Annotated in this window: 17 protein-coding genes; 10 read left to right on the plus strand and 7 right to left on the minus strand. The window is 46.5% G+C overall.

Annotated elements, in window-relative coordinates:
- Window positions 1-1,338 (plus strand): YadA family autotransporter adhesin (locus HMPREF3144_RS11175; RefSeq protein ID WP_210394320.1); only part of this gene is annotated, 1,338 nt, incomplete at its 5' end.
- 162 nt (window positions 1,339-1,500) lie between these two features.
- On the opposite strand, the gene sstT is transcribed toward HMPREF3144_RS11175, so the two are convergent.
- Window positions 1,501-2,718 (minus strand): serine/threonine transporter SstT, encoded by a 1,218-nt coding sequence (sstT, locus tag HMPREF3144_RS11180; protein WP_070477938.1) that lies wholly within the window; start codon window positions 2,716-2,718, stop codon window positions 1,501-1,503.
- A gap of 237 nt (window positions 2,719-2,955) precedes the next feature.
- On the opposite strand from sstT, the gene yiaY reads away from it, so the two are divergent.
- Window positions 2,956-4,092 (plus strand): L-threonine dehydrogenase, encoded by a 1,137-nt coding sequence (gene yiaY, locus HMPREF3144_RS11185; protein ID WP_018027092.1) that lies wholly within the window; start codon window positions 2,956-2,958, stop codon window positions 4,090-4,092.
- 94 nt (window positions 4,093-4,186) lie between these two features.
- On the opposite strand, the gene ilvB is transcribed toward yiaY, so the two are convergent.
- Complete coding sequence (gene ilvB / locus HMPREF3144_RS11190) at window positions 4,187-5,941, minus strand: biosynthetic-type acetolactate synthase large subunit (RefSeq protein ID WP_070477940.1); 1,755 nt, start codon at window positions 5,939-5,941, stop codon at window positions 4,187-4,189.
- Window positions 5,942-6,125: 184 nt separating this feature from the next.
- Here ilvB and panB point away from each other — a divergent pair, with 184 nt between their 5' ends.
- The gene (gene panB, locus HMPREF3144_RS11195; protein ID WP_018027094.1) at window positions 6,126-6,947 is read left to right on the plus strand and encodes a 3-methyl-2-oxobutanoate hydroxymethyltransferase; all 822 of its coding nucleotides are present in this window, start codon (window positions 6,126-6,128) and stop codon (window positions 6,945-6,947) included.
- Window positions 6,947-7,483 (plus strand): SET domain-containing protein, encoded by a 537-nt coding sequence (locus HMPREF3144_RS11200; RefSeq protein ID WP_018027095.1) that lies wholly within the window; start codon window positions 6,947-6,949, stop codon window positions 7,481-7,483. Before panB ends, HMPREF3144_RS11200 begins: the two co-directional genes overlap by 1 nt.
- A gap of 90 nt (window positions 7,484-7,573) precedes the next feature.
- On the opposite strand, the gene HMPREF3144_RS11205 is transcribed toward HMPREF3144_RS11200, so the two are convergent.
- The 3 genes from HMPREF3144_RS11205 to HMPREF3144_RS11215 form a co-directional block, all read right to left on the minus strand.
- Window positions 7,574-8,833, minus strand: a complete 1,260-nt coding sequence (locus tag HMPREF3144_RS11205) for a quaternary amine ABC transporter ATP-binding protein (RefSeq protein ID WP_070477942.1) — start codon at window positions 8,831-8,833, stop codon at window positions 7,574-7,576.
- Window positions 8,830-9,687: an ABC transporter permease gene (locus tag HMPREF3144_RS11210; RefSeq protein ID WP_018027097.1), complete on the minus strand. Its 858-nt coding sequence runs from the start codon at window positions 9,685-9,687 to the stop codon at window positions 8,830-8,832. Before HMPREF3144_RS11210 ends, HMPREF3144_RS11205 begins: the two co-directional genes overlap by 4 nt.
- 174 nt (window positions 9,688-9,861) lie before the next feature.
- Entirely contained in the window at window positions 9,862-10,869 is a 1,008-nt protein-coding gene (locus tag HMPREF3144_RS11215; protein WP_070477944.1) for an ABC transporter substrate-binding protein, read from the minus strand.
- 468 nt (window positions 10,870-11,337) lie between these two features.
- On the opposite strand from HMPREF3144_RS11215, the gene HMPREF3144_RS11220 reads away from it, so the two are divergent.
- Together HMPREF3144_RS11220 and HMPREF3144_RS11225 are read left to right on the plus strand one after the other, a co-directional pair.
- Window positions 11,338-12,354: a methionine ABC transporter ATP-binding protein gene (locus HMPREF3144_RS11220; RefSeq protein ID WP_070477946.1), complete on the plus strand. Its 1,017-nt coding sequence runs from the start codon at window positions 11,338-11,340 to the stop codon at window positions 12,352-12,354.
- Window positions 12,351-13,010: a methionine ABC transporter permease gene (locus tag HMPREF3144_RS11225; RefSeq protein ID WP_070477947.1), complete on the plus strand. Its 660-nt coding sequence runs from the start codon at window positions 12,351-12,353 to the stop codon at window positions 13,008-13,010. The genes HMPREF3144_RS11220 and HMPREF3144_RS11225 overlap by 4 nt, the downstream gene beginning before the upstream one ends.
- Before the next feature lie 196 nt (window positions 13,011-13,206).
- On the opposite strand, the gene HMPREF3144_RS11230 is transcribed toward HMPREF3144_RS11225, so the two are convergent.
- Window positions 13,207-13,791, minus strand: coding sequence for a hypothetical protein (locus tag HMPREF3144_RS11230; protein ID WP_048767468.1), 585 nt, complete (start codon window positions 13,789-13,791; stop codon window positions 13,207-13,209).
- Entirely contained in the window at window positions 13,788-14,288 is a 501-nt protein-coding gene (locus HMPREF3144_RS11235) for a DUF2778 domain-containing protein (protein ID WP_036559765.1), read from the minus strand. Before HMPREF3144_RS11235 ends, HMPREF3144_RS11230 begins: the two co-directional genes overlap by 4 nt.
- Window positions 14,289-14,456: 168 nt before the next feature.
- On the opposite strand from HMPREF3144_RS11235, the gene HMPREF3144_RS11240 reads away from it, so the two are divergent.
- The 4 genes from HMPREF3144_RS11240 to HMPREF3144_RS11255 all read left to right on the plus strand — a co-directional run bounded on the left by HMPREF3144_RS11240 (window position 14,457) and on the right by HMPREF3144_RS11255 (window position 18,939).
- Entirely contained in the window at window positions 14,457-15,245 is a 789-nt protein-coding gene (locus tag HMPREF3144_RS11240) for a MetQ/NlpA family ABC transporter substrate-binding protein (protein WP_070477949.1), read from the plus strand.
- A gap of 175 nt (window positions 15,246-15,420) precedes the next feature.
- Window positions 15,421-16,800, plus strand: a complete 1,380-nt coding sequence (locus HMPREF3144_RS11245) for a bifunctional enoyl-CoA hydratase/phosphate acetyltransferase (RefSeq protein WP_070477950.1) — start codon at window positions 15,421-15,423, stop codon at window positions 16,798-16,800.
- Between the two features lie 28 nt (window positions 16,801-16,828).
- A complete protein-coding gene (locus tag HMPREF3144_RS11250) occupies window positions 16,829-18,046 on the plus strand; it encodes an acetate/propionate family kinase (RefSeq protein WP_070477952.1) in 1,218 nt (405 codons plus the stop codon).
- 23 nt (window positions 18,047-18,069) lie between these two features.
- Complete coding sequence (locus HMPREF3144_RS11255) at window positions 18,070-18,939, plus strand: alpha/beta fold hydrolase (protein WP_070477954.1); 870 nt, start codon at window positions 18,070-18,072, stop codon at window positions 18,937-18,939.
- Window positions 18,940-18,947 lie beyond the last annotated feature (8 nt).

Genomic DNA, 18,947 nt, shown 5'->3' on the forward strand with positions numbered 1-18,947 from the left:
AATACGAAGATCACGAACGTGGCGGCTGGCGAGGCAGATACCGATGCGGTGAATGTTGGTCAGCTTAAAACTGTTGAGGCAAATGTAGACAAAGGTCTTAACTTTAATGCCGATAAGGGTGGTTCTAAAACCTCTAAGCTAGGTTCTACCGTGGCGATTAAAGGCGCTGATCAGAATATTCAGACGGAGATTAGTCAGGATGCTGAGGGTAACACTAATATTAGTATTGCCTTAGCGAAAGATCTTGACATTGATAGTGTCAAAGCCGGTGAGACGTTACTGAATAACAATGGTCTAAGCGTCGGTGATAAGGTAAAAGTGAGCAACACAGGCATTACCGCCGGTGATGTTAGTCTAGCCACCGAAGGCATTAATGCGGGCGGCAAGCAGATCACGAATGTGGCGGCTGGAAAGGCAGATACCGATGCGGTGAATTATGCTCAGCTAAAAGAAATTGAGGCTCAAGTGAAGGCATCGTCCACCAAGCTAGTTGCTGGTGATGGTGTGACTGTAGACGGTGGCAAGCAAGGAGATGGTAGCAGCCAGTACACCATATCAGCCAAGACGGATGGCACAACGATCCAGATCAATGATAACGGTGCCATCGCAGCGAACACCACGACCTTTAATACCACGACAGATGGTACCGTGGGTACACCGGTTACGCCCGGTGCCTTAGTGACGGCGGATACAGTTCAGTCAGCGATTAATAACGCAGGCTTTAACGTGATTGGTGCCGGTAATAAAGCCGATTCAGGTGCTGAGTTTAGCAATCAGCTGGTGAAAGCAGGTAATACCGTGACCTTCGAGGCAGGTGATAACTTGACCTTGAAGCAAGAAGGCACGCAGTTTACTTTTGCTTTAGCCAAGGATGTTAGTTTTGATAGCGTCAGTGTTGGTGATGTAAAAGTGACGAATACCGGCATTACAGTAGGTGATGTTAGCTTAAGCACGGAAGGCATTAATGCGGGTGGCAAGCAGATCACGAACGTGGCGGCTGGAAAGGCAGATACCGACGCAGTAAATGTTAGCCAGTTAAAAGCGGCTGTCGGTGGTTTTAATAATGTAGTGAACCACCTAGGTAATGAAATTCACCGCGTCGATCGTGAGGCTCGCGCTGGTACCGCCTCTGCAGCAGCAATGGCTAACTTACCGCAAGCCTATCTACCTGGTAAGAGCATGTTTGCGATTGCCGGTGCTGGTCATCGTGGTGAGCATGGTTACGCCGCAGGGTTATCCACCATCTCCGATAACGGTAAGTGGATTATTAAGAGCTCTGTCTCTGGTAATACACGTGGTGATGTAACTTACGGCGCCGGTGTGGGTTATCAGTGGTAACTTACCATTGAGGACCTGAATAAGCTGATTTCAAACTGCTCAATCGTCCGCCCATGCGGTAGTATCAAAGCTTAAATAGTAAGGCACCGACGAGTCGGTGCCTTAATTCTTACAAGAAGCAATCGCTTTATATCGAGCGTAGCGATTAGCTAGGCACAATGTCTAAGCCTTGCGACGCTCAGCAATATCGGCAGCAGCGGTGAAAAGTACGTCGGTTGAAGAGTTTAAGCCTGTTTCAACCGAGTCTTGAATCACACTGATGGTGACACCAATAGCAATCACCTGTGCTGCTATTTCATTACTGACACCGAATAAGCTGCACGCCATTGGAATCAGCAGTAATGAGCCACCAGGAACGCCGGAGGCGCCACAAGCGGCAACCGTAGCCAGTAAGCTCAGTAAAAAGGCGGTCGCAATATCTACCTCAATACCTAGGGTATGCACAGCGGCTAGGGTTAAGACGGCGATGGTAATTGCTGCACCAGCCATATTAATGGTGGCACCTAAGGGGATGGATACGGAATAGGTTTCCTGACGTAAGCCAAGCTTTTTAGCTAAATCCATATTGACCGGGATATTGGCTGCAGAGCTGCGTGAGAAGAATGCCATTAAACCACTTTCAGCTAAACACTGCATCACCAATGGATAGGGATTTTGGCGGATTTTGAACCATACGATGATCGGGTTGACAACTAAGGCCACAAAAGCCATCGCAGCAACTAACACCACCACTAATTTGGCATAGCTTAATAAACTACTTAAACCAGTTGCAGCCACTGTGGACGCAACGATACCGAAGACGCCGAAAGGCGCTAAACGAATAATCCACTGCACGATTTTGGTCATCGCAAGCGCCAGATCCGATACCACCGCTTTAGTTCTAGGTGCGACCATCCGCAGGGCGAAGCCGAATAAAATAGCCCAAGTTAAAATGCCGATATAGTTGGCAGACAGCAAGGCATTGACCGGATTGTCAACCACCTTTAACAACAGAGTATGTAAGACCTCGGTAATGCCGGTCGGCGCATCACTGACGCCACTCTCGGGGTTTGGTAGCGTTAAAGTGGTCGGGAATAAAAAGCTTGCTGCCACGCCCACAAGGGAGGCGGCTAAAGTACCGATAAGGTATAAGACAACAATCGGTCGCATATTGGAGCTAGTATCAATCGTTTGTGAGGCTAGGGCAGACATCACCAAAATAAATACCAAAATCGGTGCTACCGATTTTAAGGCGCCCACAAACAGCGTGCCGAGCAACGACATTTTTAAAGCCAAGGCCGGTAGCGCCACGCCGATAATCGCCCCTAATATCAAACCGATAACGACTTGCTTAACTAGGCTGCCGCGCAAAAATGCAGCGGCAAAATCATTTACCTTCATTATTTTTTCCTCATTGATTAAATTCTTCGTATTGTAACTGTATATGAAAATTAAGGTCTAGCAGCCAATAAGGGCGAGCCGATTTGATCGCATTGCTTTGATCCAAATCGACTTAACGCTAGTAGAAACCTTTATTATTTGTGCATGAGTTAGTTATAATTTAATAGGATAGTAATACACATTGTGTATAAATACAGTAAGCTCATTTGTCACAACTTTTATACAAAGGAAGATAGTATGGCAGCACAATTTTTTATGCCTAGCAATAATGTGATCGGTGCGGGTGCACTTGATTCAGCGGTGGATATTATCGCCTCTTTAGGTTTTAAAAAGGCCTTAATCGTTACCGATAAGCCCTTAAGCGATTTGGGTTTTGCGGCTCAGGTAGCGGATCGTTTAAAGGCTAAAGGCGTTGAAAGTGACATCTTTGATGAGGTTCAGCCTAATCCTACGGTAAAAAATGTTAACGACGGTTTGGCTAAGCTGAAGGCCGCTGGCGCAGACTGTGTGGTGTCACTGGGTGGTGGTTCACCGCATGACTGTGCTAAGGGTATCGCCCTCGTAGCCAGTAATGGCGGCAAAATCGAGGACTATGAGGGTTTGGATAAATCCGCTAAGCCGCAATTACCGCTCATTTCTATCAATACCACGGCTGGTACTGCGTCTGAAATGACGCGCTTTACCATCATCACCGATGAAAGCCGTCATGTAAAAATGGCGATTGTCGATAAGCACGTGACGCCAATCTTATCGGTTAATGATCCCAAGCTGATGGAAAATATGCCTGCTTCATTAACGGCTGCGACGGGTATGGATGCGCTAACCCATGCGGTTGAGGCCTATGTATCAACCGCAGCCAATCCGCTCACGGATGCCTGTGCGGTTAAGGCCATTGAGTTAATTGCGAGCTATTTACCAACCGCCGTTAAAGAGCCTAAAAATGCGGAGGCGCGCGAGCAGATGGCTTATGCGCAGTTCTTGGCCGGTATGGCATTTAATAACGCCTCGCTCGGTTATGTGCATGCGATGGCGCATCAGTTAGGTGGTTTTTACGATTTACCACACGGTGTTTGTAATGCGCTATTACTACCTCATGTTGAGGAGTTCAATATGCGTGCGGCTAAAGCACGTTTAGATGAAGTGGGCGCGATTCTATCCGCCAACAATCAGGAGCTTGAGGGTTTAGGCGTGATTGATGCCATTAAAAAGTTGGCAGGCATCGTAGGTATTCCAAAATCACTACGTGAGCTAGGTGTCAAAGAAGAAGACTTTAAGGTCCTCGCTGAAAATGCGATGAAGGACGTGTGTGGTTTAACTAACCCGGTGCAGCCTACACTTGATGAAGTGATTGCTATCTTTAAAGCAGCGTATTAAGCTTAACTCATTTAAGCTTTAATTAAATAAACCCGCCACTGAAGCGTGATATTGCTCAAGTGGCGGGTTTTCTTATCAAGCGTCTACGCTTTCTTTAGTCCTCAACATACCAAGTATCTTCGGATAGCATCACTTGCTGATGACCATAGCCTGCAGGCATCATAGGGAAGCAGTTTTCCTGTGCCTGTACACGCACATCCAAGAAATACGGTCCCTCCGAATTAAAGCATGCCTCAAGTGCCGCATCTAAGTCTTTAGGATCGCTGACGCTAGCGGCTTGCCAGCCAAAGGCTTGGGTCACGTTCACAAAATCTGGCATGCAATCGTTATAACTGTGACTGTAGCGACCCTCGTGAATGAGCTCTTGCCATTGACGTACCATGCCCATATAGCGGTTATTACAGAGCACCACTTTAATTGGGGCACGGTGCTGTACTGCGGTAGCCAGCTCTTGGATATTCATCAGAATCGAGGCATCCCCGCTAACACAAATCACCAGCTTGTCGGGATTGCCGATTTGTGCGCCAATCGCAGCGGGCATACCATAACCCATGGTGCCAGCACCGCCGGAAGTTAGCCAACGATTCGGTTGATTAAATGTTAAGTATTGGGCAGCCCACATTTGATGCTGACCGACGTCAGTACTTACAATGGCATCCTTCTTCTCAATCTTTTGATTGATTCGAGTCAGTAAGTCTTGCGGTAGGATTTCCGTTGCTGAGGGCGTAAAGCCTAAACAATTCTTGCTACGCCATTTTTCAATTGTTTGCCACCAATCATCCAGACGTGAACGCTCCATAGGTAGCGCCTTCACCTCATTAAAGAGGCGCGTTAGGAGAGTGTGGCAATCACCTACCAGGGGCACGTCAGCGCGCACCACCTTATCAATGGAGGCAGGGTCAATGTCTAGATGAATTTTAAGGGCGTGTGGACAGAAATCAGAGAGACGACCCGTGATTCGGTCATCAAAGCGAGCGCCGATACAGATAATCAGATCAGCATGGTGCATCGCTAAATTGGCTTCGAGGGTGCCGTGCATGCCCAGCATGCCGACAAACTGCTCGTCATTGGCGGGGTAGGCGCCCAGACCCATCAGAGTCAGGGTGCATGGCGCGCCGGTATAACGTACTAAGTTGCTAAATACCTCAGCCGCTGCTTTACCGGAGTTAATTAAACCACCACCGCCGTAAAACACCGGGCGACGAGCATTGACAATTAAATCGGCAGCACGTTTGATATTGGCTAACATTGCAGGTGCAGGCACTTCCGGCGTACTTTCAGCCCGCTTTTCAATGGTGAAGGTCGATTTATCAATGGCTTGAATTTGAATGTCTTTGGGGAAATCAATTAACACCGGTCCTGGACGCCCCTCGGTGGTCATTTGATAGGCTTTGGAAACGAGCGGCACCACATCCTCGGAGCGCTTGATCTGCGCATTCCACTTAGTGACGGGGCGTGAAATACCGATCGCATCACACTCTTGGAAGGCATCGGTACCAATGGCACTCGTGGCTACTTGACCGCTGATACAGAGCACAGGTATCGAATCACACATCGCATCCAATAAACCGGAGGTGGTATTAGCTATGCCGGGACCAGAGGTCACTAAGACCACGCCCGGTTTACCCGTGCTGCGCGCATAGCCTTCGGCGGCATGCACCGCACCCTGCTCGTGGCGTACCAAAATATGGCGAATACGCGGTTCAGCATAAATGGCATCATAAAGCGGTAAAACCGCACCGCCGGGATAGCCGAAAATGGTATCAACACCCAGCTCAATTAAGGTCTCCAGTAAGGCTTGAGCGCCATTAAAACACAGTTTTTGTTGGAGGCTTTGCTGTGTATCCATATAAAAACCCTCGCTTGTTTTATTCTAGTTTGATTAGTTAAAAAATGAGTAGCTTGATTTTAACCCTAAGTCAGTAAGAAACTTGCAATGCACAAGTGCTATGCTTAAACTAATATAATCTTTAGCGGTTTCCCATTGACTAGAGTGGGTAAACTGGCACGCTATTATCAAATTGAGGATTGTTATGAGCGTTCATACGCAGATTAAGCGTCTTACCATCCCCCAATTGCAAGCCATGAAGGGCGAGCAAAAAATTGTTTCTCTGACCTCTTATACGGCGCCCTTTGCACGTATTCTGGACGAGGTGGTGGATTTTATTCTGGTTGGTGATTCTACCGCAATGGTTGGCTATGATATGCCGGACACCTTATCCATTACGGTGGATATGATGGCGCAACACGCTAAAGCGGTGGTGAGTGCGACCCAACGTTGTGCGGTGGTGGTGGATATGCCTTTCGGTAGTTTTCAGGAGTCCCCTGAAATGGCATTTCGCCACGCTGCCAAGCTGCTGCGTGTGAGTGGCGCTGACTCGGTCAAAATTGAGGGCGGGGAGTATTTGGCGGAGACTACGCGATTTTTAGTTGAGCGCGGTATTCCTGTGTTAGCACATATCGGTTTGATGCCTCAATACTTCCATACCATGGGTGGTTTTAAAGCGCAGGGCCTGAGCGATGAGGCAGCCGAGCGTATTTATCAAGACGCCTTGGCACAAGAGGCGGCCGGCGCTTGGGGTATTGTGATTGAGGGTACGGCAGAGCCCTTAGCGCGTCGTATTAGCGAGGCGGTGAGCATTCCCACCATCGGTATTGGTGCCTCCCCGGCCTGTGATGGTCAGGTGTTGGTGGCGGAGGATATTTTTAATCTGACCCACGGGCGCATTCCTAAGTTTGCGCAGCAATTTAGTGATGTGGCGGCTGTGATTCGTGAGGGTGTGACAGCCTACGCAACGGGTGTTAGAGAGGGTAGTTTCCCGAGCTTGGATCACTGTTTTGGCGTTAAAAAATAATGTCCAAGACCTCAACCAAGCCTAAAAAGCGCTATCGAAAAGCTCGCAAAATACCCGGTGCGCCATGGGTTGAGGTGCGCCAGTCGCAGGTCCATGGGCGAGGGGTGTTTGCCATTCGTGATATACCTAAAGATACCCTGATCATTGAGTATACCGGTCGTCGGATTAGCGCCGAAGAGGCGGATGCCATGTGGCCAGTGGATCCAGACGATCCCTATCATACCTTTTTCTTTTCCTTAAGTAGTGGGGAAACCATTGATGGGGGTACCAAAGGTAATGCGGCTAAGTGGATCAATCATAGCTGCGAGCCGAACTGCGAAGCACGTGAGGGTAAAAACGGTTATCGGGTGTATATCTATAGCTTACGTGATATTAAACAGGGCGAGGAGTTGTCCTTTGACTACGGTTTAATCATCGATGATGAGCTCACGGAAACGCTTAAAAGTCATTATCGTTGTTGTTGTGGTAGTAAGCAATGCCGCGGTACTATGCTGAATCTTGCCTCATTTGAAGAGGGTGCTGAGGACGCAGAATAAGTTTAGCCTTAGCCTTAAGCAAAGCGACGTTTCTCGCATGTTGATTGAGAGACGTCGCTTTTGCATTTGCCTTGAGGCGGTGAGTTAAGGCTACTCGACTTGCGTGCTTGCTTCAGTTATTGCCGCATTGCCATTCTCACTGGTCGCCACGCTACTGAGCGTCTCTTCAGCATTGGTGCTGCTTACCAACTCCGCGACTTTACTACGTGATAGCACACCGACCAGCTCATCGTTGTCAGTGGTGACGACCACGGGTTCATCACTATCGGTTTGGATCATATGTGGTAGCACCTCTTCCAGATTGACATCAGCAGACACCGTGGCGGCCTCAACAACTACGCTGGAAATATCTCTGAGGCCACGCTGCATGGCTTCTTCGGCGGCGGCGAGCTTGATAATGCCGGCAAAAATTTGGCCATCTAGGACGGGGGCAAAGCTCAGCTGCAAGGCTTTCATGCGCTCATAGGCATGGGCTGGGCGAGCACGCATGGTGAGCTTTAGCGGTGGTGTATTAATCGCATGCGCAGTATTTAGCGCTTTACCGCGATTCACGTCTTGGAGGAAGTTCTCAATATAGCTACTTTGCGGTGATAATAAAATATCTTCCGGCGTGCCCTCTTGCACCAAGGCACCATCCTTTAAAATCGCAATGCGGTTACCCAAACGTAGCGCTTCGTCCAAGTCATGGGTAATAAAGACAATGGTTTTATTTAAACGATCCTGCAGTTCAATCAATTGATTTTGCATTTCTCGCTTAATCAGCGGATCAAGCGCTGAAAAGGCCTCGTCCATCAGGATAATGTCGGTATCCGTGGCTAGGGCACGCGCTAAGCCTACACGCTGCTGCATGCCGCCAGATAATTGATTGGGGTATTGCTCTTCAAAGCCTCGCAATCCCACTTGCTCTAGCCAATAGCGAGCTTTTTCATGGGCCTCTTTTTTAGGTACTTTTTGGGTGATGAGCCCGTAAGCGGCATTGTCTAACACGGTTTTGTGTGGCAATAGCCCAAAGCGCTGAAAAACCATGCTCATGGTTTTGCGACGGAATGCTTGTAATTCTCGCTTATTTAGACTCATCACATCCACGCCATCAACCAAAATTTGACCGTCCGTCGGATCAATCAGTCGATTAAAATGGCGAATGAGGGTGGATTTACCAGAGCCTGATAAACCCATAATCACATAAATACTCCCTTCCTCAATACTTAAACTAATATCTTTAAGTCCCAAGGTATGACCGCTTTTTTCTAAAAGTTCTTGCTTGCTCATGCCGTTTTTAACCGGCTCAAGCCATTTTTTCGGTTCCTTACCGAAAATTTTATAAATATTTTTTACTTCGATTTTACTCATTTGGACTCTCGATTTTGAATGCGTTTACCATAAGACTGTGAGATGCGGTCAAAGAGTATGGCTAAAATCACAATGCCAATACCTGCTAATAAGCCGCGACCGACTTCTAGGCGGTTAATGCCGAGAAGTACCTCATAGCCCAAGCCTCTGGCGCCAATCATGGATGATATGACGACCATGGAGAGTGCCATCATGGTCGTCTGATTAAGACCGGCCATGATGTTGGGTAAAGCTAAGGGTAATTGCACGCCAAATAATTGCTGTAAGGAATTAGCGCCAAAAGAGCGGGATGCTTCGAGTACCTCTTTATCCACTAGTCGAATACCTAAATCAGTCAGACGAATCAGTGGCGGTACAGCATAAATAACCGTTGCAATAATGGCGGGGATTTTGCCCAAGCCAAATAGCATCACGACAGGAATTAAATACACAAAGCTTGGCAACGTCTGCATCACGTCTAACAAGGGCAACATCACCGAGCGGACGATTTTGGATTTGCCGGTGATAATCCCCAAGGGGATGCCGACCAAGACGGAGAGCACAGTGGCCATAATCATCAGCGCCAGGGTTTCCATACCCGCATCCCAGAGGCCGATGGAGCCCATCAGAAAGAGCAACAAGCCCATGCTGAGTGAAAAGAAGACGCGGCGACTGGCTAAATAGGCGAGTATGACTACCGCTAAGATGATGCTCCACCACGGTGCGCCGCGAAGAAGCTGTTCGATCCAAACCAATATTTTTAGAAAAGGTTGTGACATGGCGGTGAGGGTATCCGCATAATTGACGACTAAATCATCGACAAAGCCGTCAATTGCTCGTCTTGCCTCACGAGCGGAGAATATTTCTGGAAACATAGATTGATATTATTTTAATAAGATTGTATAGGTGTCGATTTGTCAGGGGGCGATCAATGCAAACAAGGCTGACTCATCCTGTGTAGGATTGCTTTTTGCATCAAATTAGCTGCCTTGCTAGCGCTCACTAGCAAGGCAGCGCTTGTTAGAGCCTAAGCGGCTAAGCTCAGCGACTTAGAGTGACTTTTGAACACGTTCGGCTACCTCTGTTGGTACCCACTTAGTCCATACCTCAGGGTATTCGGTGAGGAACCATTTGGCGACATCCATGGATTCATCACCGGATTCCTCCATTTCAGCCAGGGTGGCATTGATCACCTCTAAGGGCACTTCATTTTTATCGAAGAAGGCTTTTAATTCCGGCGCTTCTTCTGAAAACTTTTTATTTAAAGCAACAAAGACCGGGTTGCTAGGATAGGCATTCGGCTCGGGGTTTTGACAATCCACATCGGTTAAGCACTTATGCTTGGCTTCATCATATTCTGGTAATTCTAATTCGACCAAGTCTAATGAGCCCACAAGCGGGGTTGGATACCAGTAGTAGAAGGCGATATTGTTTTTGCGACGATAGTCGGACATTAAGGCAGCTTTTTGGGCAGCCCCGGTGCCGGGTTGATAGTAGGTGAAATCATCGCCGAGTTCCAAGGCATTAAAGAGGTTGGTGCTGACGACCTCACACGCCCAACCAGCAGGACAACCATAGAAACGACCTTTGCTCGGATCCTCTGGATCTTTGAACTCCTCTTTGAATTTCACCAGATCAGCGGCTGACTTTAGTTCAGGGAAACGCTCTTGTACGTATTTAGGAATAAACCACGCCTCACCACCTAAAAATAAATCACCGGAACGAACCACGCGACCACGCGCTAAGGCCTCATCCCAAATGGTGCCCATGGAGTTTAACCAGATTTCAGTATTAACATCCAAGTCACCGCGTTCTAAGGCAGCTAAGGCCGGTAAAGTCTCCGTTGGTAAAACCTCGGTTTTGCAGCCGTAGCCCTGTTCTAGAATTAAGCGCTGTACATCCGTTAGTACTAGATTGGACTCCCAGCTCATGCCGCCGAAATTGATGGTGCGATCAACTTCGCACGTAGGCGCTGCGGCTGCTGTATTAAACGCAGCGAAGCTGAGTGTTGCAGCGGTGAGCGCGCTGCGTAATAGATTTTTATGCTTGATTTTCATGCGTGAAAAGCTCCTTAAGTATTACATTGTTCATACAAAAATATTTGTAGCCAACTACGTACGCCAAGAGTTTTGCGGAAAACGAACAAAACGAGTTGCTCGTCAATACAAGGTAGGGATGATGATCCCCAGATTGACAGATACCGTAGTAGAAAATTTAAATCCCTTTAACTCACCTAAGTAGCAGGTACAGCGATGAAAAAAACCACTTAAATTTTATACTTAAAGAAATTTGAACTAACTACAAGTACACAGAAGAAATTTTAAATAACATATAACCATAACCCAGATAATGTCAGATTGCAAATTCGCTGCTGATGGCGATAGCACCCAACGGCACCCAGCCATTTTCGTCTCACGTCGCGTAAGTTATAGGCTTGAGCTCTTGTCTAAAGCGCTGACAAGGTTCAATTGATGGCATAAATTGTTTACAATATTTAATAATTGCTATTATTTTTTGGAATAACCTTGATACGTCTAGAACATATATATAAACGTTTTGAGACGAGGGGTAGACCGGTACATACGGCGCTAAGTGATGTGAATTTAGGCATTGAGCGTGGCGCTATTTACGGCATTATCGGCCGTTCGGGTGCCGGTAAATCTACTTTAATTCGTCTCTTAAACCTACTGGAAAGACCGAGTAGCGGCAAAGTCTACTTTAACGATGAGGATATTAGTGCCTTCAGGGGCGCCCAGTTGCGTCAGTTGCGTCATCGTATCGGCATGGTGTTTCAGCACTTTAATTTATTAAGTTCACGTACAGTCTTAGATAATGTCTGCTTACCCTTACGCTTACTGGGTGTGGCTAAACAGGATAGAGAGGCGCGCGCGCTGGAACTGCTGGAGATTGTTGGTTTAACCGAGCATAGGCATAAGTACCCCGCCCAACTATCCGGTGGGCAAAAGCAGCGCGTGGGGATTGCGCGTGCATTGGCCAATAACCCAGAGCTGTTACTGTGTGATGAGGCGACCAGTGCCTTGGACCCCGAAACCACGCAGGCCATTCTTGCCCTACTTAAGGACATTAATCAGCGCCTTGGTATTACCATTGTGTTGATTACCCATAGTATGGATGTGATTCGCAGTGTCTGTGATCGTGTGGCAGTGCTCGATCAGGGGCATTTAGTTGAAGAGGGTGAGGTGATTGATGTCTTTCTGCATCCGCAGCATCAAACCACGCAGTCCTTATTGCAGGAGAGCAGCGGGGTGGATGCGCAAGCGTGGAAGCGCCTGGTTAAGGACAGCGGAGCTCAGGTATTACGCCTTAGCTATCGTGGTGAAAGTACTTCACAACCCATTATCAGTCATTTATCTCGGGAGTTGGGGGTGCAAGTCAGTATTCTGCAGGGTACGGTTGGCCAGTTAAAAGACACGGCCTATGGACAGCTGGTGGTGTCAATTGATGGTGATGCTGCACAACAAGCACAAGTGACGCAATTTTTAGCAGCAAATCATGTGACGTATGAGGTATTAGAGGCGTGAATTTTCAACGAGTTGATTGGAGCCTGATTCTTGAGGCGACCCTAGATACCTTGATCATGACCGGCTGGTCCTTGCTGTTTACAGTGATTATCGGCTTGCCTTTAGGTATTTATTTGTTTTTATGTAGTGAGCGACAGTTATTGGCGAATAAGCCCGTCTATCAATTGCTATCCTTGGTGGTGAATGTCCTACGTTCGGTGCCTTTTTTAATTTTATTAATTATTTTAATTCCATTTACCCGCTTTGTGATGGGTACGGCGTTAGGCGTGCCAGGTTCAATTCCACCGTTGGTGGTGGGGGCTGCGCCGTTTTTTGCGCGTTTAGTGGAAAATGTCTTGCGGGAGCTAGATCCAGGTATTTCAGAGGCCTGTAAAGCCATGGGGGCGACACCTCGACAAACGGTGTTTTATGCCTTATTACCTGAAGCAACCACCGGTATTATCAGTGCGGTGGTGGTCACAGCCATTACACTGATCGGCTATACCGCCATGAGTGGTGTAGTAGGCGGTGGCGGTTTGGGTGATATTGCGATCCGTTATGGTTATCAACGCTATCAGGTTGAAGTCATGTTGATTACTGTGGTGGTTTTAGTGGTGCTGGTACAAGTCATTCAGATGTTTGGTGATCGTCTGGTTGCCAAATTGAATCGTAAATAATCACGCTGTGAATGCCAATCAGGTTCGCTCAGCGAGCTTAGCGAACCTGATACAGCTGGTTTGGGGTAAGCGTGTCAAATGGCGCAAAGCCCAATAGTACGGTATGGCATAGAAGCGTACCGTGCACAATGTCTCTGAGTAGGCTGATGTGCAAGCCTCATCCTACTCCCTTTATCCATTCAAGCCTTGAAAATTCTCATGCTTGACCAATCGATTTTGGTGGATCATCACTGAGAAATAAACGATAAAAACCATCAATCGCTAATAAAAAAATTAAGGCGTTAAAAAGCGAGCTCAGAAAAACACATAGAAATCCTATGACTTCGTATATGGGAGATTTAAAAGACGCTACCGTTGATTTTAACCAATCAGGATGTTCAAACCAAAAAGTTGGGAAAAAGTAAAATAAGAACAATTGAATAAAAACTAATATGACTAAAAGATTAAAAATTAAATATTTTTTGTTTTGTAAGACACATGCTATATTTTTTGGAGTTTGATTAACAAAGCATTGCTTTTTAAGTAGTGAGCAAAGCGAATAAAGCACAAAACAAATGAGTAGCGTGTTAATAAGATTAAAAAAAATAACCGTCACAAAATCAGTTACTTCAGGATACAGAAGACCCTCTTTCGTGCTAAACAAGACTTTGCTGATATAAAAAGGCAGTAAACGCAGCCACATCGGCATTATCGGTAAAGCATCAAAGAGCAGCCAATTAAACAGAAACCCTTGCAAACAAAAAGTAAGAGTAAAAAAGATAAAAAATTTTAGAACTTTCATTTCACAGTGATCGTTCCATATGTCATTATAGAAGTCCCTTGTATTTGACGTTTTTTTGTAGCTTTTATAAGATTTCGAACTTTTTGAAAATCATTGTATGAATCAATAGTTATACAGCCTTCACTGATGCCGCGCTCCCCTTTTGGGTGTAGTCTAAAAGCACCTCTAATCATGCTGTCACACTGAACACTATCATCTATGAAATTATCCTCTGCATACAGGGCGAACCATTCTGAATAATTGCTTAAGCCTGTTAACTGTCTTATGATTCTATGATTTGCAAGAGTGGTTTTAATTTTACAAGTTGTACTATTAAAGCAGCTTCTATCAACAATATAATATTTGCCTAAAGGGATGGGTCCCAAATTCTTTATACACTGAAAAAGTTTTTTATTTCTATACCTTCCCATACCTGAAAATGCTTTAACATTTACCCCATTAAGTCTAAGTTCACTAAACTCTTGATCGTTAAGTTCAAAAGTACCTTGTATGAGCATTCAGCTACCTCAACTAGAAAAGATTACTTAAAGTGATTTGTCGTTATTTTATTAGACTGATGTTAAAGATTTATTAATTAAAAGTCTTTGCAAGTTCTAGTTTTTATCGCTTTTTCTTTGGCATTTGTATATTATTAAAAGCACATTTTCAAACGATTGGAGTTTTACATGAAGTTAAAATCTATTTTTTCGGCCTTGGCCTTAACTGCTGCCGTCGCTGTACAACCGGCTTTAGCTGCCGATAAATTAAGCGTTGCTGCAACACCGGTACCGCACGCCGAGATTCTTGAGCATATTAAACCTGCGCTTAAGGATGAGGGTGTCGATCTTGATATTGCCGTTTTTACCGACTATGTGCAGCCTAATCAGCAAGTGGCCGATGGTCAGATTGATGCTAACTTCTTCCAGCATAAGCCTTATTTAGACAGCTTTAATAAGGAGCGCGGCACGGATTTAGTCAGTGTGGCATTAGTTCACGTTGAGCCTTTCGGTGCTTATTCTAAGAAAATCGATAAAATCGACGATCTTAAAGAGGGTGCCCGCGTAGCTATTCCTAATGACCCGTCAAACGGTGCTCGTGCACTTCTTTTGTTGGAAAAAAACGGTCTGATCAAATTAACAGATCCTGACAATTTATTAGCGACTGCCAGAGATATCTCTGAAAATCCTAAGAAGTTAAAGTTTACGGAATTGGAAGCAGCGACTTTGGCGCGCGTTTTAGATGATGTGGATTTAGCTTTGATTAATACCAACTATGCCATTGAAGCCGGTTTAAATCCTTTAGAAGACGCATTAATTATCGAAGGTTCCGAGTCACCTTATGCTAACTTAGTTGCTGTTAAAGCGGGCAATGAAAAGGATCCTCGTGTCGAGAAGTTAATTAAAGCTTTAAATAGCGAGGATGTGAAGAAGTTTATCGAAGAAGAGTATAAGGGCGCGGTTGTTCCTGCTTTCTAATCGTTTCCTCAATGCTTAACTGATAGTTTTCAGTTGTTTAAGCCTCACTTAGCCATTTGGTTAAGTGAGGCTTATTTGTTTGATTAGTCGAATGTCAAATAGCGGTCATTCTCACCTGATAAAATTATATATATAGCCCTTTGTCCGCAATTAATTTAAAAAGGAAATTTCAATTATGCGTTTAGTCAACCGCACCTTTGATGAGTTGCAAGTAGGTGAAAAAGCTGAGCTACGTCGCCTGATCACAGTCGATGATTTATATGTGTTTGCTTCAGCATCGGGTAACTATAATCCGAGTAGTTTGCCTAATTACGATGTCGATGGTGATGGCGAGCCTGAAAATATGGCGCCGACGATGTTTGTCGCTTCCATTGTTTCTGCAGTGGTAGGTAATATTCTCCCCGGTCCCGGCGCGGCTTTTAAAAATTACAGCTTTGATGCACATGAGCGTGCCCATCCGGGTGATGAGATGTTAATCAAGGTAGAGGTAATAGATAAAAAAGACAATAATGTTGTTACCTTAAAGCTGTCTGTTACTCGCGTTTCAGATGATAAATTAATTCTTGACGGTCAAACCGATGTGATTGCGCCGACCATTAAATTTGAACGAGACAATATGGATGTACCGGGTCTATTGGTACAACGTCACCGTCATTTTGAGGAGCTCTTAGCGCGCGCTAAGCAATGCGACCCGATTCCCGTTGCGGTGGTATGCCCGCACAATAAAAACTCCTTAGGCGGTGCGCTACTGGCAGCCAAAGAGGGCATTATTATCCCGATTCTGTTAGGAGATGAAAATAAGATTCGCGAAACTGCCAAAAAGATGGGCGAGGATATTTCCCAATTTGAGATTATTACCGTGCCCGGCAGCGATCAGGAGGTCGTGATTGAAGCGTGTAAATTAGTGCACGAGGGTCGTGCCGCCTCAATTATGAAGGGGCATTTACATACCGATGATTTATTGCGCGGCATGCTGAATAAGGAGCATGGCTTACGGGTGGGTCGTCGCTTTACTCACGTCTTTATTATGGATGCGCCGAGTCGCCCAGAGTTACTGTATATCAGTGATGCGGCGATTAATATTTACCCAGATTTAAACACGAAGGTTGATATTGCTCAAAATGCCATTGATCTTGCGAATTCATTAGGAACAGAAGCACGGGTGGCGGTGTTATCGGCGGTGGAAATGGTGAATCCAGCCATTCAGTCGTCGGTGGATGCGGCCCTATTATCCAAAATGGCTGATCGTGGTCAGATTACCGGTGGTTTGGTGGAAGGACCTTTGGCCATGGATAATGCCATTGATGAAAATGCCGCTCGCACCAAGGGCATTGTCAGTGAGGTGGCCGGTCGTGCAAACATTTTAGTGATGCCGGATTTAGACGCCGGTAATATGTTTATCAAGCAAATGACCTATGTTGCGCATGCTGAGGGTGCCGGTTTAGTATTGGGTGCCAAGGTACCTGTGATTTTAAACTCACGTGCCGATAGCGAAATGTCGCGTTTAGCTTCGTGCGCCGTGGTGTGTTTACAATACGCTAACCAAAAAAAGTAAATTAATTGATTTTTTTATAGGAGAGACAATGACTGCCAATAATAAAAAAGCCAAATGCTTTTTAGCACTGAATTCCGGTTCATCTTCCCTTAAGTTCGCCCTCTACCTTGAAGAACAAGAAAAAGAGAGTATGGTAGGTCATTGCGAGCAGATCGGTACGGGTGGTAATGTTCGCATTAAGGATATTGAGGGGCAGCCTTTGGTGCTACCTAAGACGTATTCATTGGACACGCATGAGGCCGCCATGCAGGTGGTGTTAGATGCGATGGCTTACTTTTTTCCTGATATTGAGGTGCAAGCGGTTGGTCATCGCGTGGTGCATGGTGGCAGAAGTTTCGATGGACCTATTTTTATTAGCCCAGAGGTGCTAGAAAATCTTGAGCGTTTGGTTAAACTTGCGCCGCTGCATGAGCCACACAATATTGCGGGTATCCATGCGGCCATGGAGGCTTTTCCAGGAGTGCCGCAGATTGCTTGCTTTGATACGGCATTTCATCGTAGCCAGAGCTTTGTGGATAACGCCTTTGCCATTCCTTATCACTATTATGAAGAAGGGATTTTGCGTTATGGTTTCCACGGTTTAAGTTATGAATATATTAATGCGGAGGTAGCGCGTCTCGCACCGGAATTGCATCAGGGCAAGGTGGTGGTAGCGCACTTGGGTAATGGCGCCTCCTTATGTGCTATTGAGGCAGGCCGGAGCAAGGCCTCCACCATGGGCTTTACCGCGATTGATGGTTTACCGATGGGTACTCGCTGCGGTCAATTAGACCCCGGTGTGATATTGCACTTCTTAGAGACCGAGGGGATGAGTATCAAGGACCTAAACCGTATCCTCTATAAGGAATCGGGTTTACTAGGTTTGTCCGGCGGTTTATCCAATGATATGCGGGTCTTGACTGAGGCTGGCACAGAGGCAGCGCAGCGGGCGATTGATTATTTTACCCACAAGGTATGTGCCGGCGTGGCATCGATGGCTGCTGCTATGCAGGGCATTGATTTATTAGTTTTTACTGCCGGTATTGGTGAGCATTCATCCTTGGTGCGACGTAAGGTCTGCGAGGGTTTGGCTTGGATGGGTGTGAGCTTAGACGACATCAGTAATACGCAGGGTAAAGGTACACGCCTCATTAGTGCTAAAGATTCCAAGTTTAAAGTGATGGTGATCCCGACCGATGAGGAGGTGATTATTGTCCGTGCAGCGCGTGCCTTACTTGCTGAAAAGGCTGTTGCCGAAGTCTGTTAAGTCAGTCTATCAAGGAGGTGTCTATGCGCAGTGGAAAGAAGCTTACACTAAAAGACGGGACCCAGATTTTTTATCGTGATAGCCATCCCGAGGGCTATCAGGGGCTGACGGTGATTGCTTTGGCGGGCTTAACGCGGAATAGCTTGGATTTTGAGTATTTAGCTGCTCATTTCGATCCTAAGATACGCTTATTGCGCATTGATAGCCGCGGTCGTGGTTATTCTGACTGGCGTGAGGCTTCAAGTTACACGGTGCCTCAAGAAACAGCGGATGTGCTTGAGGTGATGGAGCAGTTAGGGATTGAGCGTGCCGCCTTTATCGGTACCTCACGTGGTGGTTTGATTGCGATGGGGCTGGCTTATGCTGCACCGGAGCGTATTGTGGGTGTGCTTTTTAATGATATTGGTCCGGTGATTGAAATGGCGGGTTTGCTTAATATCGGCGATTATTTAGGCATTGCACCCACGGCCAGGACTTTAGAAGAGATGGCGGCGCACTTAAAAGCGGCGCGTGTCGGCTTTCATCAGGTACCTGATTCGCGTTGGTTAGAGGAGGCGCAACACCAGTTTTTACAAGCTGAGGACGGGGTGAGGCTTTTTTACGACCCAGCCTTGCGTCAGAGCTTTGTAGAAAGCAATATTGAGCAAAATCCAGTGCTGTGGGACTTCTTTGATTTACTCGCGGATAAACCGGTAGCTGTGATTCGTGGTGAAAACTCAGATATTCTCAGTGCTGAGACGGTGTTGGCGATGCAGCAAAGACGAGCTGATATGTTGGCGTGTACGCTCAAGGACCGTGGGCATGTGCCCTTTTTAGATGAGCCTGAGGCATTGCAGACGATTGAAGCGTGGTTGGCGCAGTGTCAGCGTAAGCGTCCGGTGAACTCCGATTGACTTCCGTT

The organism is Oligella sp. HMSC05A10, assembly GCF_001808335.1.
Lineage (GTDB): Bacteria > Pseudomonadota > Gammaproteobacteria > Burkholderiales > Burkholderiaceae_B > Oligella > Oligella urethralis.